Annotated in this window: 19 protein-coding genes; 7 read left to right on the forward strand and 12 right to left on the reverse strand. The window is 61.5% G+C overall.

All coding sequences use genetic code 11. The features are described from left to right. Positions 1 to 7: 7 nt before the first annotated feature. The 8 genes from tldD to AAFM31_RS08290 all read right to left on the reverse strand — a co-directional run bounded on the left by tldD (position 8) and on the right by AAFM31_RS08290 (position 10,852). Complete coding sequence (tldD, locus tag AAFM31_RS08255) at positions 8 to 1,450, reverse strand: metalloprotease TldD (protein ID WP_341707441.1); 1,443 nt, start codon at positions 1,448 to 1,450, stop codon at positions 8 to 10. After that, on the reverse strand, positions 1,443 to 2,300 hold the full coding sequence (locus tag AAFM31_RS08260; protein ID WP_341707442.1) for a carbon-nitrogen hydrolase family protein: 858 nt from the start codon (positions 2,298 to 2,300) through the stop codon (positions 1,443 to 1,445). The genes tldD and AAFM31_RS08260 overlap by 8 nt, the downstream gene beginning before the upstream one ends. Continuing rightward, entirely contained in the window at positions 2,300 to 6,193 is a 3,894-nt protein-coding gene (locus AAFM31_RS08265) for a YhdP family protein (RefSeq protein ID WP_341707443.1), read from the reverse strand. The genes AAFM31_RS08260 and AAFM31_RS08265 overlap by 1 nt, the downstream gene beginning before the upstream one ends. A gap of 15 nt (positions 6,194 to 6,208) precedes the next feature. Continuing rightward, positions 6,209 to 7,666 carry a ribonuclease G gene (gene rng / locus AAFM31_RS08270; protein ID WP_341707444.1) on the reverse strand — a complete coding sequence of 486 codons (1,458 nt, stop codon included), beginning with the start codon at positions 7,664 to 7,666 and terminating at the stop codon, positions 6,209 to 6,211. A 62-nt stretch (positions 7,667 to 7,728) separates the two neighbouring features. Continuing rightward, complete coding sequence (locus tag AAFM31_RS08275) at positions 7,729 to 8,310, reverse strand: Maf family protein (RefSeq protein ID WP_341707445.1); 582 nt, start codon at positions 8,308 to 8,310, stop codon at positions 7,729 to 7,731. Then, on the reverse strand, positions 8,300 to 8,773 hold the full coding sequence (mreD, locus tag AAFM31_RS08280) for a rod shape-determining protein MreD (protein WP_341707446.1): 474 nt from the start codon (positions 8,771 to 8,773) through the stop codon (positions 8,300 to 8,302). Before mreD ends, AAFM31_RS08275 begins: the two co-directional genes overlap by 11 nt. Beyond that, on the reverse strand, positions 8,763 to 9,671 hold the full coding sequence (gene mreC, locus AAFM31_RS08285) for a rod shape-determining protein MreC (RefSeq protein WP_371833025.1): 909 nt from the start codon (positions 9,669 to 9,671) through the stop codon (positions 8,763 to 8,765). The genes mreD and mreC overlap by 11 nt, the downstream gene beginning before the upstream one ends. Before the next feature lie 140 nt (positions 9,672 to 9,811). Continuing rightward, positions 9,812 to 10,852 (reverse strand): rod shape-determining protein, encoded by a 1,041-nt coding sequence (locus tag AAFM31_RS08290; protein WP_341707447.1) that lies wholly within the window; start codon positions 10,850 to 10,852, stop codon positions 9,812 to 9,814. Positions 10,853 to 11,157: 305 nt separating this feature from the next. On the opposite strand from AAFM31_RS08290, the gene gatC reads away from it, so the two are divergent. Genes gatC through AAFM31_RS08310 form a run of 4 tightly spaced genes read left to right on the forward strand, consistent with a single transcriptional unit; the run spans position 11,158 to position 14,839 of the window. Beyond that, on the forward strand, positions 11,158 to 11,445 hold the full coding sequence (gene gatC / locus AAFM31_RS08295) for an Asp-tRNA(Asn)/Glu-tRNA(Gln) amidotransferase subunit GatC (protein ID WP_341707448.1): 288 nt from the start codon (positions 11,158 to 11,160) through the stop codon (positions 11,443 to 11,445). Positions 11,446 to 11,475: 30 nt separating this feature from the next. Continuing rightward, positions 11,476 to 12,927 (forward strand): Asp-tRNA(Asn)/Glu-tRNA(Gln) amidotransferase subunit GatA, encoded by a 1,452-nt coding sequence (gene gatA / locus AAFM31_RS08300; protein ID WP_341707449.1) that lies wholly within the window; start codon positions 11,476 to 11,478, stop codon positions 12,925 to 12,927. A gap of 14 nt (positions 12,928 to 12,941) precedes the next feature. Beyond that, positions 12,942 to 14,390 (forward strand): Asp-tRNA(Asn)/Glu-tRNA(Gln) amidotransferase subunit GatB, encoded by a 1,449-nt coding sequence (gene gatB, locus AAFM31_RS08305; protein ID WP_341707450.1) that lies wholly within the window; start codon positions 12,942 to 12,944, stop codon positions 14,388 to 14,390. A 56-nt stretch (positions 14,391 to 14,446) separates the two neighbouring features. Continuing rightward, complete coding sequence (locus AAFM31_RS08310; protein WP_341707451.1) at positions 14,447 to 14,839, forward strand: septal ring lytic transglycosylase RlpA family protein; 393 nt, start codon at positions 14,447 to 14,449, stop codon at positions 14,837 to 14,839. A gap of 51 nt (positions 14,840 to 14,890) precedes the next feature. Here the strand turns inward: AAFM31_RS08310 and AAFM31_RS08315 are convergent, their stop codons facing one another. Next, on the reverse strand, positions 14,891 to 15,475 hold the full coding sequence (locus tag AAFM31_RS08315) for a YajG family lipoprotein (protein ID WP_341707452.1): 585 nt from the start codon (positions 15,473 to 15,475) through the stop codon (positions 14,891 to 14,893). 173 nt (positions 15,476 to 15,648) lie between these two features. Between AAFM31_RS08315 and AAFM31_RS08320 the strand changes: the two genes are divergently transcribed. After that, the gene (locus AAFM31_RS08320) at positions 15,649 to 15,864 is read left to right on the forward strand and encodes a hypothetical protein (protein WP_341707453.1); all 216 of its coding nucleotides are present in this window, start codon (positions 15,649 to 15,651) and stop codon (positions 15,862 to 15,864) included. On the opposite strand, the gene AAFM31_RS08325 is transcribed toward AAFM31_RS08320, so the two are convergent. From AAFM31_RS08325 to AAFM31_RS08335, 3 genes are all read right to left on the reverse strand, one after another. After that, positions 15,861 to 16,154 (reverse strand): PA4642 family protein, encoded by a 294-nt coding sequence (locus AAFM31_RS08325; RefSeq protein ID WP_341707454.1) that lies wholly within the window; start codon positions 16,152 to 16,154, stop codon positions 15,861 to 15,863. The two genes, AAFM31_RS08320 and AAFM31_RS08325, sit on opposite strands and share 4 nt — an antisense overlap. A 67-nt stretch (positions 16,155 to 16,221) precedes the next feature. Beyond that, positions 16,222 to 16,710, reverse strand: a complete 489-nt coding sequence (locus AAFM31_RS08330; RefSeq protein WP_341707455.1) for a hypothetical protein — start codon at positions 16,708 to 16,710, stop codon at positions 16,222 to 16,224. Between the two features lie 5 nt (positions 16,711 to 16,715). Then, positions 16,716 to 17,273 (reverse strand): hypoxanthine-guanine phosphoribosyltransferase, encoded by a 558-nt coding sequence (locus tag AAFM31_RS08335; protein WP_341707456.1) that lies wholly within the window; start codon positions 17,271 to 17,273, stop codon positions 16,716 to 16,718. Between the two features lie 164 nt (positions 17,274 to 17,437). On the opposite strand from AAFM31_RS08335, the gene upp reads away from it, so the two are divergent. Continuing rightward, entirely contained in the window at positions 17,438 to 18,079 is a 642-nt protein-coding gene (upp, locus tag AAFM31_RS08340) for a uracil phosphoribosyltransferase (RefSeq protein WP_341707457.1), read from the forward strand. Then, positions 18,079 to 19,326, forward strand: a complete 1,248-nt coding sequence (locus AAFM31_RS08345; protein WP_341707458.1) for a uracil-xanthine permease family protein — start codon at positions 18,079 to 18,081, stop codon at positions 19,324 to 19,326. The genes upp and AAFM31_RS08345 overlap by 1 nt, the downstream gene beginning before the upstream one ends. The last annotated feature ends 1 nt before the right edge of the window (position 19,327 follow it).

The raw sequence follows: 19,327 nt of genomic DNA on the forward strand, positions 1-19,327 counted from the left end.
GCCCGGCTCAGCCGGTACCGCCAACCGTGATCTGATCAATTTTCAAGGTCGGCTGACCAACCCCGACCGGCACTGACTGGCCGTCCTTGCCACAGACGCCAACACCGGTATCGAGTTTGAGGTCATGGCCGACCATCGACACCCGGCTCATCGCCTCCGGACCGTTGCCGATCAACGTCGCGCCCTTGACCGGCGCAGTGATCTTGCCATCCTCGATCAAATAGGCCTCGCTGGTGGAGAACACAAACTTGCCACTGGTGATATCCACCTGGCCACCGCCCAGGTTGGCGCAATAAATGCCTTTTTTGACCGAGGCAATGATTTCTTCCGGATCGCTTTCGCCTGCCAGCATGTAAGTATTGGTCATGCGCGGCATCGGCAGGTGCGCGTACGACTCACGGCGACCATTGCCCGTCGCGGCGACGCCCATCAGGCGGGCATTCAGCTTGTCCTGCATGTAGCCCTTGAGGACACCGTTTTCGATCAGCGTGGTGCAGTTGCTCGGTACGCCCTCGTCGTCCATGGTCAGAGAGCCACGACGGCCCGGCAGGGTACCGTCATCCACGATGGTGCACAGGCTGGACGCCACTTTTTCGCCAACCCGGCCGCTATACGCGGAGCTGCCCTTGCGGTTGAAGTCCCCCTCGAGACCGTGACCGACCGCCTCGTGCAGCAGTACACCCGACCAGCCCGAGCCCATCACCACCGGCATGCTGCCCGCAGGAGCGGCGATGGCCTCCAGGTTGATCGAGGCCTGGCGCACGGCCTCACGGGCATACCCGAGGGCGCGCTCTTCAGCTTCAAAGTAGAGATAGTCGGTGCGTCCGCCACCACCGCTGCTGCCACGCTCGCGACGGCCGTTCTGCTCCATGATCACGCTGACATTCATGCGCACCAGCGGACGGATATCACCAGCCCAGGTGCCGTCACTGGCGGCGACCATAACGGTGTCGTGCACACCGCTGAGGCTGACGCTGACCTGGGTGATGCGCGGATCCAGGCTACGGGTGAAGGCATCGATGCGCTGCAGAAAACTGACCTTGTCGGCCTGGGGCATGACATCCAGCGGGTTCACCGCAGGATACAGCGGTGCACAGTCCGGACGCTGCCAGGCTTGCACGCTGCCGGTCTGTCCGGCCCGGGCGATCGAGCGCGCGGCTCCGGCGGCCTGGGTCAACGCCGGCAGGCGGATATCGTTGCTGTAGGCAAAACCGGTTTTCTCACCGGACAGGGCACGCACGCCGACGCCCTGGTCAACGTGAAAACTGCCGTCCTTGACGATGCCGTCTTCCAGCACCCAGGACTCGCTCAGCTGATGCTGAAAATACAGGTCGGCGGCGTCAACGCCGGGCGCCTGCAGCAAGGTGCCGAGGACACCGGCAACCGCGTCGGGCGTAAGGTCGGCAGGCTGCAGCAACGCCTGCTCGGCACGGGTAATAAGGTCACTCATGTTCAAACTCCTTGGCCACGGACAGCGGCTGGGCTGCCAGGGCAAAACGACGGTGGCTGAGGATGGGCATACGTGTACGCACGGATTCGAGCTGACTGCGATCCAGTGAACCGACAATGGCACCCTCGCCATCCGGCAGGCAGGCCTGCACCGCGCCCCATGGGTCAATCAGGCAGCTATGGCCAAAGGTCTGACGGCCACTGGGATGCTCACCGGTCTGGTTGGCGGCCAGTACCCAGCATTGGATCTCGATCGCCCTGGCGCGCAGCAGTACTTCCCAGTGGGCGGCACCGGTGACGGCGGTAAACGCGGCCGGCACCACGATCAGCTCGGCGCCATCGGCACGCAAAGCCTGATACAGCTCGGGAAAACGCACATCGTAGCAGATACTCAGACCCACCCGCCCGACCGGGCTATCCACACAAACAACCTGCTCGCCAAAGCCATAATCGCGCGATTCACGGTAACTGCCATGGCTGTCGGCGACATCCACATCAAACAGGTGCAACTTGTCGTAGCGCGCGACCTCGCGCCCCTGCTCATCAACTACCAGCTGACAGGCCAGCGGCTTGCCGCCGGCACGGCTTGGCAACGGCAGGCTGCCACCGATCAACCAGATGCCATGCGCCCTGGCCTGATCGGCAAGAAACCGGCGAATGGGCTGCTCTGCACCCCATTCAGCATCGGCAATGGCCTGCAGCGAACGATTGCCGAAGGCGGCGAAGCACTCGGGCAACAGCACCAATTCTGCGCCCCGCTCCGCGGCCTGAGCAATCAACTCGCCGGCACGCTGAAGGTTGTCAGCCACCACCGGGCCACTGGTCATCTGAATTGCCGCTACCCTGGACATCAGTCCTCCTCCAGTGCTGCCTTGTTGTCAAAGGCACGATCAAACTCGACCGTGGGTTGCTGCCAGTCACCGCTGATCTTGTATTTTACCGAGGCGAAACGGGCGACCTTGTCGCCAAGGATCTTGTCAGCCAGAAACAGCACGCCACCAATCTGCGGCGCGCCAGCGATCAGCGCCGCCAAGGGCAGGTTGTTGGTCACCGGCAGGGTCACCAGCATGCCCATATCGACCTGATTGCTGCGCAGATTCAGACTGCCTTCACTCTGAATCTTGACGCTTGGCCCTTCGAGCACAACCGGCTGTTCGCTGTGCAGCACACCGTTGTCTACGTACAGACCGCCGTCCAGTGTGTCATAGGCCGTTCCCTTGCTGAACAGGTCGGAGAAGTCGAGCCGCAGACGCCGGGTCAGGGCGTTGAAGTTGAGCAGACCGAATACCCGCAATGCCTCGGCGCTGGTCTCACCACTCTGCAGCATGCCATCACGGGCTTCGATACCCAGCGTACCCGAGGCCCGACGCAGCTTGAATGCGGCGGGAGAGCCTGGCCAATTCAACGCGGCGTTGGTCAGGAAGCGCTTGCTGGTAATGGTTGGCGCGTATCCCCAGGACTGCAGTACCTGGCCGATATCTTCAGCCTCCAGGCTACCTTCGAAGACACTGTGCGCCGGTTGCTCACGCCAGTCCATACTGCCCTTGAGCGTCAATCCACGCAGATTCAATTCCAGGTCGGGCAACCGCGCTCCGGTGCTATCCGGACGCAAACTGAACCGCGCCAGCCCGATCGGCTTGCTACCCCAAGAAAGCTGTTCGATCCGGACATCAAGCGGCGGCAACGTTGAAGGCCGGAAATCAGCCAGGGGATCAGGCTTGTCCGCCTCAGGCTGACTATCGTCCGGCGATGCCAGTGGCAACTGGCTGATATCCTCGTCCACCGCATTAAGTCGCAACCGTTGCAACGCAATATCAATCGGCTGGGCGGGGTCGTCCGGCACCAGAATCCGACCGGCAACATCGGCTTGATCCACCGTTACTCGCCAGTGCGCTGCCTCGCGCGCAATCAATGCGTGGGTGTCCGCCAGCGTCAAACCAAAACCGGTAAAGGTGTCTGCGCGCAGATCAAGCTGACGCACCAGTTTTGCCAGTACGCCACCATCGGCCTTGGCTGCCGGGGTTGTATCGCTATTTCTACTGACGTTTGCTGCCCAACTACGCCAGCTTTCCCAATCCAGCGACGGTACCTGCGCCTGAATGCTAAGCGCGCGTCCAGTCGGCGGCTGCGGCGAGCCGCTGGCGTAACGCAGGTCCCCGGACAGCTGGCCATTGCGAAAACGCAGCAAACCATGCATGCCATCATCGGTGCGCACTTGCCAGTTTTGCTCACCGCCCGCCAGCGTCATCTGCAGTTCCAGTTGCCTGGGTGTCTCAGCGGACTTGCCAAAGGGCGCTGGCACGGTCAACTCAACGCCTTTCAGGTTACTGGTAATCGTCAGATCCTGCCGACCGCTGCGAATATCCATAGCTGCCTGCCAGCCAACGGTTCCACTGGCGATCCCGGCGGGAATGGTTGGCAGCAGTGTCCACTGACGCAGCGTCTCAATCGGGTGCTGCCCTTCAAGCTGCAGCCGCTGCCCCCGTGACGCAAGTGGCGACATGCTGCCGCTGACGGGCGCACCTAGAAAGTTACCGTTCAGATTATCGGCACTGAGACCGTCGCTGCGTGAGAAGTGCAAATGCCCACTGGCGCGCTCAATGGGGGCCTGCAGCACCGGAATATCCAGGCGGCTGACCTGCACGTCGGAGCTGAGGTCGACCTCAAGCTGAGCAGCCGGGTCGTCGCTGCGTTGCAGCGGAATGGACAGCCCCAGGGTCCCGGTCAAACTGCCTTCGCCACGCCAGCCAGCCAGAGGGTTGCCGGTAAGATCAGACAGCGGGCCATCCTGCATCAGCCTGAGCGCATCGCTGAGTGGACCAGTAAAGTTTGACTCAACCGAGAGAACGGCAGGCCCACTTCGATGCAACAGCTGAGCCTGAGCCTGCGCCTCGGTCGAGACCGAATCCAGCAGGCGGGCATGCCGACTGGACACTGTCAGCTCTCCATCACGCAGCAGCAGGTCACCGTCAAGTTCGGTCAGTGCCGGCCAGCCCGGCTGAAAGTGCATCTGCCCTTCACGCAACTGCGCGTAGAGGCCAATCTGCCGCTCCTGCGGCGTGGCCCCTTTGAGTAACGAGCCGTGATACTCAAAGATCGCCAACGGCACACTGCCCTTAACCTCGCTGGCAGCCAGCCACTTCGCAAGTGCCGGACTGAATCCGGGCGAGCGCAGAGGCAAATAGGGGGCGTGCTGGTCGGCGGTCGAATTGCGCAGAGCTACCCGCAAATCCATGGTTGGCGTCTGTCCCTTGGGTGGCAAGTGCAGATCAAGTAACGCACTGCCCTGCCCCTGCGGGCCACTGACGGCCATTCCCGGGACGTTCAGCTGCAGGCCCTGCTCATGAGACCAGCGCCAATAAAGCGCGCCTTGAGCATCTTGATACTCCCAGGCCTGCGGAAACAGGTTAGGCAGCTGCATACTCCAGGCATCACTGCTGACACGCAGCTCCCCCTCTGCCGGGCTGCCACGGAGGGTGCCGCTGACGCCGTTAAATGCTGGCGCGTTGTGAAACGCCTGAACCCCAACCTGTTCCAACGCTGCGCCAAAGTGCATGGACTGCCAGTCGGCCAGCGCGCCCTCACCAGTGACCGACACTTGGCGCAAGGTACCCTGCGGTGCAAGTTGCGAGATCAGATCGGCTACAGGCTGATTGGGCAATAACGCTGCAATCCAGAGCGCCGCGCGGTCAAGCAGCAGGCGATCCAGGCCGACAGACCAACGGCCCGAACTGCGTTCGCGCCGACCGTTAAGGTGGGTCGTCGGCCAGACGTCCTCGCCCAGATGCATGCTGAAATCCTGCACGGTTAGGCTTTGCAGATCGCCATCATCCCGATATTCAAAGCGGGCAAAGAGGTCGTTGAGGGTCGGCTGCGAGGTGTCGGTCTGCAGACCGATTTCGGGGGCAACCAAGGTGCCCTGAAGACGCTGCAGGCGCTGATCCTGCCAACTCCCCCAAAACCGCCCGCCGGCCGAGAGTTGACGCAAACGGGCCCGCTCGAGCCAGTCTTCCGGCAGCCAGCGACTCCAGTCACTGGCCGGCAGCTCGAGAAAGAAGCCAAAGGAGGCGGCAGTCAGGTCACTGGCGGGCAAGAGCGCACTGATCTGCCAGCGCAGCCGCTCGCCATCGGGCAGACTCAGCCGGCCATCCAGTCGCTGCCAGCCAAGACCATTGAGCAACGTCATCTCGCCGCGCTCAAACTGCCACTGCGGCTCGCCAAAAGGGGTAACGCGAATTTCGGTGTCGAGCAGGGTAATGCGGCGATGTTCGCGCAGCGCAGCGAGCGCCTTTTCCAACCCGCCCACCTCACGGGTACGTTCACCCAAACCCTGCAAATGCCATAAACCCTGCTGGTCTTCGCTGAGGGTCAGCGCCAGGCCGCGGATCTGCAACGCATCCATGACCGGACGGCGCAGCCACAGGCTGCGCCAGACATCAATACGCGCGGTGACGTCATCCAGGTCAAACAATACGGGGCTGTCTGGTTCGGCATTCTCATGAACGCGCAGCCCGCGCAGCGTCAGCACCGGCTGACTGCCCTGCATCTGGCCGCTGAGTGAACGCAGCTCAATGTGTCGGCCCGAGAGTTCCTCTGCCTTGGCCAGCAGCTCAGACTGATAATCGGCGACGACCGGGACCAGCTGACGACCGATGCTGACGTAGGCCGCCGCGGCCAGCAGCCAGGCAACCAGCAGCCAGATCAGGCCATTGAGCGAACGAATAAGCCAGCGTTGCCAGATCACCGAATCAGCGCCCCATTACATCAACACCACGTCATACTGCTCCTGGGTGTACATGGTTTCCACCTGAAACTTGATTGGGCGCTCGATGAACAGTTCCAGATCCGCGACGTTGCCCGACTCTTCGTCCAATAGCCGATCAACCACAGACTGCGAGGCCAGCACCATATAGGCGCCCGCCTGATAGGCGCGCGCCTCACGCAGAATCTCGCGAAAGATTTCGTAGCAAACGGTTTCCGGGGTCTTCTGAATGCCGCGACCCTGGCAGCTTGGGCATGGCTCGCATAGCACCTGTTCAAGGCTTTCACGGGTGCGCTTGCGGGTCATCTGCACCAAACCGAGCTCGGTAATGCCAATGATGTTGGTCTTGGCGTGATCGCGCTCCAGCTGCTTCTCCAGCGTGCGCTGAACCTGACGCTGATGCTCTTCATCTTCCATGTCGATGAAGTCGATGATGATGATTCCGCCAAGGTTACGCAGCCGCAACTGGCGAGCAATTGCGGTCGCCGCCTCGAGGTTGGTCTTGAAGATGGTTTCCTCGAGGTTGCGATGACCGACGAAGGCGCCGGTGTTGACGTCGATGGTGGTCATCGCCTCGGTCTGGTCGATCACCAGGTGACCGCCAGACTTGAGCATCACCCGGCGCTCCATTGCACGCTGAATCTCATCTTCGACGCTGTAAAGGTCAAAGATCGGCCGCTCGCCCGGATAATGTTCCAGCAGCTCTTCCACGCCCGGCATCAGTTCATGCACAAACTGCTCGACCTTCTGGAAGGTCTCGCGTGAGTCGATGCGAACCTTCTCGAGTCGCGGATTAGCCAGATCGCGCAGGGTGCGCAACGCCAGTGGCAGATCCTCGTAGATCACCGACGGCGCTGGCGCGGCGCCCATCTGCTGGCTGATCTGCTGCCACAAACGGCGCACGTAACGAATATCAACCAGGATGTCTTCCTGCCGCGCGCCTTCGGCGGCGGTACGCAGAATATAGCCGCCCGCCTCCTGAATACCTTCCTGCTCCAGACAGTCAGCGACGACCTGTTTGAGTCGCTCGCGCTCGTTCTCGTCTTCAATCTTCAGGGAAATACCCACGTGCGGGGTTCGCGGCATGTACACCAGATACCGCGACGGAACCGACAAATGCGTGGTCAGACGCGCACCTTTGGTGCCGATCGGGTCCTTGGTGACCTGCACTACCAGCGCCTTGCCCTCGTGCACCAATGCGCTGATCGGCTCGACGGCCTGACCTTCGCGATCGGAGATTTCCGAGGCATGAATGAAAGCGGCACGCTCCAGACCAATGTCGACAAAAGCCGCCTGCATGCCGGGCAGCACCCGCACGACCTTACCTTTGTAGATGTTGCCGACAATGCCGCGGCGCTGAGTGCGCTCGATGTGGACTTCCTGCAGCACACCGTTCTCGACCAACGCAACGCGGGTCTCCATCGGCGTGATATTGATCAGAATTTCTTCACTCATGGGCTCTACCACTCCTGTTCTGTCACCAGAATACCGGTGATCCGAGCCCTGGAACAGCCGCGTCAGAGCCGCTGCCAGCAGGGAATTCCAAAGGATTTGAGCAGCGTCGCGGTCTCCAGCAGCGGCAATCCCACCACGGCGCTGTAACTGCCCTCAATGCGTTCTACGAAAACGGCTGCCAGGCCCTGAATACCATAGGAACCGGCCTTGTCAGCCGGCTCGCCGGTGTCCCAGTAGGCGTTAATCTCCGCCTCACTCAACGCCCGAAAGCGGACCTGCGTATCAACCCGAACCAGCTCGACCCGCTGATCACAGGCCACCGCCACCGCCGTCATTACCGTATGTTCAGCACCCGACAAAGACGCCAGCATGCGCATTGCATCGTCACGGTCGGTAGGCTTGCCAAGGATCCGATCGCCCTGCACCACCGCTGTATCCGCGGCCAATACCACGCGTCCGGGCGCGGCCCGCACCGCAGCGAGCACCTTGTCGCGGGTAACCCGCTCGACATACCTTTCCGACGACTCGCCCGGCTGCACCTGCTCATCGACACTGCAGATCAGTCGTGTTGCGCGCACACCAATCTGCGCCAGCAGTTCCGCGCGGCGCGGCGAGGCCGAGGCCAGCAGCAGCTCAGTTGACATGGAAGCGCCGTCTCACCCCGCGCAGCAGGGAGAACACCCACGGCCAGAGTACTGCACTGACGACCGCCGGCAGCAGGAATAACAAAGTGGGTGGCCGATTGCCGCTGAGACTGTTGAGCCAGAGCATGACCATCTGAGCGATGCCGAACACCGGCAGCATAACCAGACTCTGCTGCCACAAGGGGAATCGTCGAATGCGTTGGTAGAGCAGCAGAACCAGCCACACCACCAACGTCATCACCAGCGCGTTCTGCCCGAACAGCTGCCCAAACAACACATCCGAGACCAGGCCAGCCAGCCAGGCGGTCAACAGGCCCACTCGATGCGGCAGCGCCATGACCCAGTAGGCCAACACCATCGCCAGCCACATCGGCCGAGCCAGGCTGACCGGTTCAGGCATCGGCATCACGCTGAGCAGCAGTGCCACCAGAATACTGAGAATGATCGCCAGACTACTCTGCATCAGATGATCCCTCCGATTCCGCGGCTGCTTGGGGCGCCTGCTCACCGGCGGGCTCGGCATCAATGGCAGACTCTGAAGCATCCTCCGGAAGCAGCTCCAGCGCAGGCAGCACGTCACCGTAGCCACTCTCGGGGCTGAACACCAGCAACAGGTAGCGACTGCGATTGAGCTGGGCCGAGGGGGTGACCCGCACTTCGGCAAACGACTGAGCCGGATGGCGGATCACCGACTGCACCCGCCCGACCGGGTAGCCCGCCGGGAAGCGCTGCCCGAGACCAGAGCTGACGACGATATCGCCCTCCCGCACATCGGCCGTATCGCCCACAAAGCGCAGCTCGAGCCATTCGTTACGCCCGGTACCGGCGGCCAGCGCACGCAAGCCGTTGCGGTTAATCTGCACCGGCAGGCTGTGGGAAGCATCGGTAATCAGCAGCACCCGCGCGCTGTGCGGCAGCACTTCGACCACCTGCCCCATCAGCCCGGTTGCATCCAGCACCGGCTGACCGAGGAAAACACCATCCACCTCGCCCTTGTCGAGCAAAATGCGCTGGGTAAAGGGATTGGGATCGACACCGATCAGTTCGGATACCAGTACCCGCTCATCAACCAGTGAAGAAGAGTTAAGCAGCTCACGCAGGCGGACGTTCTGCTCAGTCAGCGTTGCCAGCTTCTGCAACTTGCGTTGGGTCAGCAGCGCCTCGGCACGCAAGCGTTCGTTATCAGCAATCAGTTGAGCCCGACTGGTTGCCAGTTCAGTTACCGACTGCCAGGCGCGCACCGGCATCTCGGCCGCAGAGTAGAGTGGCGCAACTAGCAACCCCATCTGAGCGCGCAACGGTTTGAGGGCATCGAAGCGGGCGTCTACCACCATCAGAGCGATGGACAGTACCGTCAGCACAACCAGGCGAACGCCGAGCGACGGACCCTTGATGAATAGCGGTTTGATGGCAGGCTCCTCGCAGCCACAGGTTGGTTGCCGTCAGCAGCAAGCCGCGCGCGACAGGAGGGCCTGCTGCATACGGCTCGCCACCAGTTCGATCACTCGGTCGACAGCAGATCCATGGTGTGCTGGTCCATCATTTCCAGCGCCTTGCCGCCGCCACGGGCAACGCAGGTCAGCGGGTCTTCCGCGACGATCACCGGCAGGCCGGTTTCCTGGGTCAGCAGCTTGTCCAGATCACGCAGCAGTGCACCACCACCGGTCAGAATCAGGCCGCGTTCGGCGATGTCGGACGCCAGTTCCGGCGGCGACTGTTCCAGCGCGCTCTTGACCGCCTGAACGATGGTCGCCAGTGACTCCTGCAGCGCCTCGAGCACTTCGGTCGAGTTCAGGGTGAAACTGCGCGGCACACCTTCGGCCAGATTACGACCACGCACGTCGACCTCGAGGGTTTCACCGCCGGGGAAGGCAACGCCGATTTCCTGCTTGATGCGTTCGGCAGTGGACTCGCCGATCAGGCTGCCGTAATTGCGACGCACGTAGGTCACGATGGCTTCGTCAAAGCGGTCACCACCCACGCGAACGGATTCAGCGTAGACAACACCGTTCAGGGAAATCAGCGCGATTTCAGTGGTACCGCCACCGATATCGACAACCATCGAGCCGCGGGCCTCTTCAACCGGCAGGCCAGCACCGATCGCCGCAGCCATCGGCTCTTCGATCAGATAGACTTCGCGGGCGCCGGCACCGAGTGCGGATTCACGAATGGCGCGACGCTCAACCTGGGTCGATTTGCACGGCACGCAGATCAGCACGCGCGGGCTGGGCTGGATAAAGCTGTTTTCATGAACTTTGTTGATGAAGTACTGCAGCATCTTCTCGCAGACACTGAAGTCAGCGATGACGCCGTCCTTCATCGGACGGATCGCCTGAATGTTGCCGGGGGTGCGGCCGAGCATGCGCTTGGCATCGGTACCGACGGCGACGACACTTTTCTGATTGCCAGTCGTGGTACGAATCGCGACCACCGACGGCTCGTCCAGTACAATACCGCGGTCCCGAACGTAAATAAGCGTGTTGGCTGTACCCAGATCGATGGACAGATCACTGGAAAACATGCCACGAATTTTTTTGAACATGCGTTGACTAGACCCCGAAGACGCGTGGGTTAATTGGAAAAAGTACGGATAAGCCACCTGCTCCAAGCGCTGTTGAATTGGAAACTGGTGGCTAAAGGCCTTGATTGGTGGCCTTCTGCGCAGCGCAAGCAGGTGACTGATCGGTACTTCCAGAAGTGTCGCAACTCTAACAATGGCGGGGTTTTTGGGCAAGGCGCGACTGTGGTAAATTCGCGCCTTTGCCCGCATTTTCCGTGGCGAACCACCAAACGGCGCCCGTCGCCACCAGACGACCGGAAATCACCGGCAACATGGAGCACAAGTACATGTCCCTGGACCGCACCGATGTGGAAAAGATCGCGCATCTGGCCCGTATCGCCATCAGCGAAGACGAAATCCCGGCAACCACCGCCAAACTCTCCGGCATTCTTGAGCTGATCGACAAGATGCAGGCGGTAGATACCAGCGCCGTTCCCCCCCTCGCTCATCCGCTGGAAACCACCCAGCGCCTGCGCGCCGACGAGGTCACCGAGAGCAACCAGCGCGAGGCCTATCAGGCCATTGCACCGGCCACCGAACAAGGCCTGTACCTGGTTCCCAAGGTCATCGAATAATCCTGCCGCGCCCAGACAAGAGACACACTCATGCACGAAAAAACTCTGGCCGAACTGTCCCAGGCCCTGCAGAGCAAGGCGCTGTCCAGCGTCGAGCTGACCCAACATTACCTCAAGCGCATCGAGCAACTTGATGGTGGCCTCAACAGCTACATTACCGTTACCGCCGAATCGGCACTGCAGCAGGCTGCCGCCGCCGACGCGCGCATCGCTGCCGGCGACGCAGGCCCGCTGACCGGCGTCCCGCTGGCGCACAAGGACCTGTTCTGCACTCAGGGCCAGCGCACCAGCTGCGGCTCGAAGATGCTCGACAACTTCATCGCACCGTACGAGTCCGCCGTCACCCAGCGTTTCCTCGACGCCGGCGCGGTCAGCCTTGGCAAGACCAACCTCGACGAATTCGCCATGGGTTCGTCCACCGAGTCCAGCTTCTACGGCCCGACCCGCAACCCGTGGGACACCGAGCGCGTGCCGGGTGGCTCCTCCGGCGGCTCTGCTGCCGCTGTTGCCGGCCGCCTGTGTGCCGCAGCCACCGGCACCGACACCGGCGGATCGATCCGTCAGCCAGCCGGTTTCACCGCGCTGACCGGCCTGAAGCCGACCTACGGCCGGGTTTCACGCTGGGGCATGGTCGCCTACGCCTCCAGCCTCGACCAGGGCGGCCCCATGGCCCGCACCGCCGAAGACTGCGCGCTGATGCTGCAGGTCATGGCCGGTTTCGATGCCAAGGACTCCACCAGCGTCGATCAACCGGTCCCCAATTACAGTGCTGGCCTGAATGAGTCGCTCCAGGGCCTGCGCATCGGTCTGCCGAAGGAATACTTCGCCGCCGGTCTGGACGCTGCGACCGCCGATGCCATCAGTGCTGCAGTCAAGCAATTCCAGGCACTCGGCGCTGAGGTCAAGGAAATCAGCCTGCCGAACGCCGAGCTGGCCATCCCGGCCTACTACGTCATCGCCCCTGCGGAAGCCTCCTCCAACCTGTCGCGCTTCGACGGCGTACGCTTCGGCTACCGCTGCGAGAACCCGGCCGACCTGACCGATCTGTACAAGCGGTCGCGTGCCGAGGGCTTCGGCGCCGAGGTCAAGCGCCGCATCATGGTTGGTACCTACGCGCTGTCCGCCGGCTACTACGATGCGTATTACCTGCAGGCGCAGAAGATCCGCCGCCTGATCAAGAATGACTTCATGGCCGCCTACGAGCAGGTCGATGTGATCCTCTGCCCGACCTCGCCGACCCCGGCGTTCAAGATCGGCGAGAAGATCGACGATCCGGTCAGCCTGTACCTGACCGACATCTACACCATTACCGCCAACCTGGCCGGCGTACCGGGCGTTGCCCTGCCTGCCGGGTTTGCCAACGGTCTGCCGCTGGGCATGCAACTGCTGGGGCCCTACTTCAGCGAAGCCCGTCTGCTCAACATCGCGCACCAGTACCAGCAGGTTACCGACTGGCACCAACGCGCTCCGGCCGGCTACTGAGAGGATTGACAGCAATGCAATGGGAAATCGTCATCGGGCTGGAAATCCACGCCCAGCTCACCACCGCGTCGAAGATCTTCTCCGGCAGCGCCACCACCTTCGGCGCCGAACCCAACACCCAAGCCAGCCTGGTTGATCTGGGCATGCCGGGCACCCTGCCGGTGCTCAACGCCCAGGCCGTGCGCAACGCGGTCAAGTTCGGTCTGGCGATCGACGCCGAGATCGGCATGACCAACGTCTTTGCCCGCAAGAACTACTTCTATCCGGACCTGCCCAAGGGCTATCAGACCAGCCAGATGGATCATCCGATCGTCGGCAAGGGCCACCTGGACATCACCCTGGAAGACGGCACCGTCAAGCGCGTCGGCGTGACCCGCGCGCACCTGGAAGAAGATGCCGGCAAGAGCCTGCACGAAGACTTCCACGGCATGAGCGGCATCGACCTCAACCGCGCCGGTACCCCGCTGCTGGAGATCGTTTCCGAGCCGGACATGCGCAGCGCCAAAGAAGCGGTCGCCTACGCCAAGACCATTCACTCGCTGGTGCGCTATCTGGGCATCTGCGACGGCAACATGGCCGAAGGTTCGCTGCGCTGCGACTGTAACGTCTCGATCCGCCCCAAGGGCCAGACCGAGTTCGGTACCCGCTGCGAGATCAAGAACGTCAACTCGTTCCGCTTCATCGAGAAGGCGATCAACACCGAAGTCCAGCGCCAGATCGAGCTGATCGAAGACGGCGGCAAGGTAGTACAGGAAACCCGCCTGTACGACCCCAACAAGGACGAAACCCGCTCCATGCGCAGCAAGGAAGAAGCCAACGACTACCGTTACTTCCCCTGCCCTGACCTGCTGCCAGTGGTGTTGGAGCCGAGCTTTATCGAGGAAGTCCGTGGCGAACTGCCGGAACTGCCGCAGCAGAAACGCGAGCGTTTCGAAAGCCAGTTCGGCCTGTCGACCTACGACGCCAGCGTCTTGAGCGCCAGCCGCGAACTGGCCGACTACTTCGAGCAGGTCCAGCAGACCTGCGGCGACGCCAAGCTGGCGGCCAACTGGGTGATGGGCGAGCTGTCCAGCCTGCTCAACAAGGAAGGTCTGGACATAGAGCAGTCACCGGTCAGCGCCGATCAACTGGGCGGCATGATCCTGCGCATCAAGGACAACACCATCAGCGGCAAGATCGCCAAGATGGTCTTCGAGGCGCTGGCAGCGGGCGAAGGCGACTCCGCCGATGCCATCATCGACGCCAAGGGGCTTAAGCAGGTCACCGACAGCGGCGCCATCGAGGCCATGCTGGACGAGGTGCTGGCAGCCAACGCAGCGCAGGTAGAGCAGTACCGCGCCAGCGACGAAGCCAAGCGCGGCAAGATGTTCGGTTTCTTCGTCGGCCAGGCCATGAAGGCCTCCAAGGGCAAAGCCAACCCACAGCAGGTCAACGAACTGCTGCGCAAGAAACTGGAAGGCTGAACCTGAGAGCGGCGGAGCGGTCAGAGATCGCTCCGCCCACTTTCCGGGAGCGCGCCATGTTCCGCACACTGCTGATCGCACTGCTGTTGCAGCTGCCCTTCAGTACCCATGCCACCGAGGCGCAGCAGCTCGGAGAGCCCGGCTGGACCCAGACTGGCAAAGCCTCTTACTACTCCTCCCGCCTGCATGGCCGACGCACCGCCAGCGGCGAGCCATACGACGAAACCGCGCTGACCGCCGCGCATCCGGCTCTGCCATTCGGCACCCTGGTGCAGGTAACCAACACCTACAACGGGCGCAGCGTGATTGTGCGCATCAACGACCGCGGCCCCTTCGTTGGCCACCGTATCATTGACGTCTCCCAGCGCGCTGCCGAGGAGCTGGGCATGATTCGCGCTGGTAGCGCCCGCGTAAGGCTCGAGGTTTCAGAGCCGGAGGCCGACGAGTAGGCAACAAAAAGGCCAGCATTCAGCTGGCCTTTTCTTTAGCGCAAGCGCCAATTACTGCTGCAGCGTCTGCAGGATCATCGGGTCCTGGAAAACACGGGTCAAAGCATCACTCATTACATCCGTCACCAGCTTGGTGTTGGTTTCCTGATTCGGTGCATAACCAAAACGCTGCTGCAGTGACGAGCTGAAACGGCCTTGATAATTGCGGTTCATGTTGCTTGCCTCGGCAACAAAGGTCGCGCTGATATCAGCCTGAGTCACATAGACCGAGTCCTTCGGCGACTGATAACGCAAATCCGCCAGATTCAGGGACAGGCTGTTGGCGTTGGGCGTACCCTCCGGCACAACGTTAAAACCGAGCTGGCGCAGCGCCTGCTCGACCTGCTGACGAATAACTGGCAACGCACTGTCACTGATGGTGATGTTACTGGAGTCGGGGTAGATCCCGCCGCGGGTACCAAGCACCTTGTTCTGCCGAGTGTCCTGCACACGAACGCTGACCGGCTGCTGCTGGGCGACTTGACTCAGTGGCTTGTTGATCTGGGGTTGCACCGTCAGCTGCTGCGGACTGTGGGCGCAGCCCACCAGTGCCACGGCCATCAGGGCCAACAGCAACATGCCTGAACGCTTGAGCATAAAAAACTTACTCCTGCCGTCTATCGGGGTTAACAAGGGAAAAGTGGTCGGTGCCACCTTGGACAGGCGCAGCATACTCCGGTTCCGAAGAAGCCAACAGAGGGGGGAGCAGTGTCATCAAGCTGACATGGAGATCAGCGATTCTGCGCGCAGAAACCGAGAGGATGACCGCCATGCTTGCCAGACTGTTCAAACGTCACCGCTGCTACGCCCAGTTGAATGCTGAGGGCGTGTGCGTTGCCATCTGGGAACTAAAGCAGCAACCGAAAACAGGTCATTGGGTAGAAGTGAACGAGCTGCAGCCGCGCTGGATAGGCAAGCCCCTGCCAGCCGCTGCGCGCGTCAGCCGGCGCGACACCCGCACCGGCTGGAGCATGCTGCCGGCTTAACGCGCGCCAGCTGCTTCCAATACCGCGACGTAATCTTCGCTCTGGGCGTGCTCACGCACAGTCGCCAGGAACGTACGGCCATCAGCATCAACCGCATTCAGGTCATGACCTGCGGCCTTGAACATCACCAGAAAGCGCTCGAAGTCTTCAATACGCAGGCCGCGGTATGCGCGTACCAGCACATGCAGATCAACCGACTCGTCGCTGTTGTAGGGGCGTGCGTTCAGGAATACCGCAACCTGTTCATCGGTCATCGGCTCGCCGATCACCTTCTGCTTGTCTTTACGCATGAATCTTCCTCAGAGAGTCCAGGGCGGGCATTGTAACCATCCCCCGGGCGTCTCACCAGTTCGACGCTCAGTCCGCGGCAGGGACTGGTTCAGAGTGCATATCGGCCCAGATCAGGCCGTTGCCGTAGAAGCGCCCCTGTACATAGTCCTTGCCGGGGCTGTCGAGCATCTGGCGAATCGCTGGCAGCAAGGCTAACGGGTAACTGATGACGAGCAGCGTACCGTCGGCGGCCAGACGCGCACCTCTCTGCCCAACTGCACTATCGGCAAAGTGCAGTTGCGCACGCTGAACGGGCGAGCCCGGCAGCAGGCTCCGACCTTCCAGCAATATCGAGACACTGGCCTGCGCTTCATTCGGGCGAGCACCCGGGCGCAGTTCGCTGCCGATGGTCAGGCTGTGGCGTTGCACCTCGAACAGCACCTGTTCAGGGCGGTCAACGCGTTGACCGTAGATATCCTCCGGCAGGTATTCATCGTGCGGCAGCGCCACCGGTGCAGCAGCAAGCGGCAGCGCCAGCAACGCACCCAGTAACAGCGCAACCGCGCGCAGCAGCATCGCCGTCAGTGCCCCTTGAGAGCAAAAATACCGGCCGCGTTGCGCCAGTAGCCCTTGTAGTCCAGCCCGTAACCGAAGATATAACGATCTTCGACATCCAGACCGGTGAAATCAGCACGCATACCCGGATAGGCCTTGCGATCATGCTGCTTATCCAGCAGCACTGCGGTGTAGACGTTTTCCGCCCCAGCATCACGGCAGTACTCGACGATCGCGGCCAGGGTGTGCCCCTCGTCCAGAATGTCGTCAATGATCAGCACATTTCGACCGACCAGAGAGTGCTCGGCACGGGCCTTCCAAAACAGCTCACCGCCGGACAGCTTGTTGCGGTAACGGGTCGCGTGCAGATAGCCCACTTCCATCGGGAACGGCAGTTTGGGCAGCAGCTTGCCGCTGATGATCAGGCCACCGTTCATGACGCTGTAGACAATCGGGTTGCTGTCGCTCAGACGTGCAGTAATCTCGGCCGCCATATTGTCCAGCGCGCCTTCAACGTCCGCTTCAGTGAACAGGCAATCAGCCTCTGCCATTACCTGTTTGATGTGTTCCAGCTCTACCGCCATGCATGACCTCCGCCGGTCCCGGTATGAAAAAAGGGGCGAAAAATACCCATGTCGCCGCGAAAGCACAAGTATAGAGGAGGTTTTCCGACAGACGAGCACCTGCTGTCAACGCCGATGCTGTGCCATAATTGCCGCGCCCTTCCACGCAAGAGAGAAGCTTCAGCATGAACGTCAAAGAAATCCGCCATCCATTGATTCGGCACAAACTGGGTCTGATGCGCCGCGAAGACATCAGTACCAAAAATTTTCGTGAGCTGGCGCAGGAAGTTGCTGCCCTGCTGACCTATGAAGCAACCCAGGACATGGCGGTCGAGACCCACACCATTCAAGGCTGGTGCGGTGATGTTGAAGTGGAAAAACTGAGCGGCAAGAAAGTGACCGTCGTGCCGATCCTTCGCGCCGGTCTCGGCATGCTTGATGGCGTGCTCAGCCTGGTACCCAGCGCCAAGGTTAGCGTCATCGGTCTGGCCCGCAATGAAGAGACACTTGAGGCCGATACCTATCTGGAAAAACTGGTCGGTGAACTGAACCAGCGCATGGCCCTGATCATCGACCCGATGCTGGCCACCGGCGGCTCGATGGTTGCCACTATCGACATGCTGAAGAAGGCGGGTGCTCGCGACATTCGCGCACTGGTGCTGGTCGCCGCCCCTGAGGGCATCAAACGCGTCAACGATGCGCACCCGGACGTACAGATCTACACCGCCTCGGTAGATCAGCGCCTGAATGAACACGGCTACATCATTCCCGGTCTCGGTGATGCTGGCGACAAGATCTTTGGTACCAAGCAGAAGGATATCGACTGATGGATGGTGTTCAGACCCACGGCTGGCGCACCGCGCTGGCTGGCTCGCAAATGCTGTTTGTGGCCTTCGGTGCGCTGGTACTGATGCCACTGATTACCGGGATGAACCCCAGCGTGGCACTGTTTACCGCCGGTATCGGCACGCTGCTGTTCCAATTCACTACCCGTCGTCAGATCCCGATCTTCCTGGCTTCCAGCTTCGCCTTTATTGCCCCAATCATGTACAGCAACCAAACCTGGGGCCTGCCAGCCACACTCGGTGGTCTGGTCGCTGCGGGCGTGGTCTACATCCTGCTCAGTCTGCTGATCCGCGTCAGGGGCCCGGGCTTCATTCAGCGCCTGCTGCCGCCGGTGGTGGTTGGCCCGGTAATCATGGTTATCGGTCTGGGACTGGCCTCGGTAGCGGTCAACATGGCGATGGGCAAGGCCGGTGACGGCAGCGCTCAACTGGTCGAGTACAACACCGCGATTCTCATCGCAGGTGCGTCGCTGATCACCACCATCATCGTTGCCGTTTATGCCAAGGGCATCTTCCGTCTGGTGCCGATTCTGGCTGGCGTGCTGGTGGGCTACACCCTGTCCTGGCTGCTCGGCGTGACCGACTTTACCCAAGTTGCTGCAGCGCCCTGGCTAGCCGTTCCGCAATTCGTTGCCCCCGAGTTCCAGCTGGCCGCGATCCTGTTCATGATTCCAGTCGCTATCGCCCCGGCCATCGAGCACATCGGTGATGTCCTGGCCATCGGCGGCGTGACCGGCAAGAACTATCTGGAAAAGCCCGGCCTGCAGAACACCCTGCTGGGTGACGGCATCGCCACCTCCGCAGCCGCGTTCCTCGGTGGCCCGCCGAACACCACCTACTCCGAAGTCACCGGTGCGGTCATGCTGACGCGCAACTTCAACCCCAACGTAATGATCTGGGCGGCGGTGTTTGCCATCGTCCTGGCCTTCATCGACAAGTTCGGCGCCGTACTGCTGGGCATGCCGGTTCCGGTCATGGGCGGCATTCTTTGCCTGCTGTTCGGCTCCATCGCCGTAGTTGGTCTGAACACGCTGGTTCGCAATCAGGTCGACCTGTCCCAGGCCCGCAACCTGTGCATCGTATCGGTAACCCTGGTATTTGGTATCGGTGGCATGGTGATCGGTAATGACAGCTTCAGCCTGCAGGGCATCAGCCTGTGCGGCGTGGTTGCCATTCTGCTCAATCTGATCCTACCGAAGGCCGAGGAAGCAGCGCCCGCTGCGCACTGAG

Origin of the sequence: Halopseudomonas sp. (genome assembly GCF_038130085.1) — a bacterium.
In the GTDB taxonomy this organism is placed as follows: Bacteria; Pseudomonadota; Gammaproteobacteria; order Pseudomonadales; family Pseudomonadaceae; genus Halopseudomonas.